This window comes from Flaviflexus huanghaiensis (assembly GCF_014118685.1).
GTDB classification, from domain to species: Bacteria; Actinomycetota; Actinomycetes; order Actinomycetales; family Actinomycetaceae; genus Flaviflexus; species Flaviflexus huanghaiensis.
Map to the genome: position 1 here is coordinate 1 of NZ_JACFAK010000040.1, position 1160 is coordinate 1160.

At 57.8% G+C, this 1160-nt stretch carries 1 protein-coding gene; it reads right to left on the reverse strand.

Going from position 1 to position 1160, the window contains the following annotated elements:
* Positions 1-364: 364 nt before the first annotated feature.
* Positions 365-1096: an IS21-like element helper ATPase IstB gene (gene istB, locus H7E91_RS11445; protein WP_182353945.1), complete on the reverse strand. Its 732-nt coding sequence runs from the start codon at positions 1094-1096 to the stop codon at positions 365-367.
* Positions 1097-1160 lie beyond the last annotated feature (64 nt).

The window sequence follows — 1160 nt, forward strand, 5'->3', positions numbered from 1 at the left end:
CCCACCAGCGCCGATGGTACTGCACTCGCGAGGGTGTGGGAGAGTAGGACACCGCCGCCATACACACCCCCGTGCAGGGCCCGAGACACCAGTCCCGGGCCCTCCACACATCTACACCACCATCACAACACGACCACTAACCTGCGTCCACACAGTTCTATCTGCTCAGACTTCGCACCGTCGATAGCAGGTTCGTCGATGGAGATGGCCGGCCAACACGATCTTTATGCGGCGGCTTGGGCTCGCCTGCTCTTGGCTCTAGGTGTACTTCTGTGTTTCGTCAAGTTGATGTGTGCCGAAAGAGCGCTAAGAAGTAGGCCACTTCAGCTGTGTTCTAGGCCGTTTGAGCGCCGCGTTTTTCTTGTTATTTCATGAGCGCGTTTTTCACTCGGTAGGACTCTCCTCGGAATTGGAGGAGGCGGCCGTGATGGACGAGGCGATCAATGACCGCGGCAGCCATATTGTCATCCCCGAAAACGGTGCCCCACCTGGAGAACTCCAGGTTGGTGGTGATGACCAGGCTACGTCTCTCATACCCATCGGTGATGACCTGGAACAACAGCCGGGCCCCTTCAGTGTCGATGGGGAGGTAGCCGAGCTCGTCAATGACGATCAACTCGTTCTTCGCGATCGAGGCGAGTTCCTTATCAAGCCGGTCCTCTTCTTTAGCTCGCCGTAGAGCCATGACCAGGGCTGAGGTGGTGAAGAACCGGGCAGGGATACCGCGGTTACAGGCAGCGGCGACAAGAGCGCTTGCCATATGTGTTTTCCCTGTCCCAACATCTCCGTACAGGACCAGGTCCTGAGCGTGAGTGATGAACTCACGCGACTCCAGAGGTTCTCTGCCGTAGTCAGTGGGAAACCGGACCGCGTTGTAATCAAACCCCGACAAAGATTTTAAGGCCGGTAGGCGTGCGGCTTTCAGCAGTCGCCGGCGCCGAGACTCCAGCCGTGATTCATGTTCAGCAACCAGGATCTCATGCAGATACTCACGCTGCTTGGGTGTGCCTTTGACAGCCCACTCCTCAAGGACACTCCCCGTGAGGGAGGTGCGCCTGCCGGCGTCTATGACGTCTTGGACACTGATCTGACTCATGCCACCACCTCCACACTGTCGTCAGCAGTGCTGATGGTGAGGGTGTCGTAGATGGTGAGGTCCA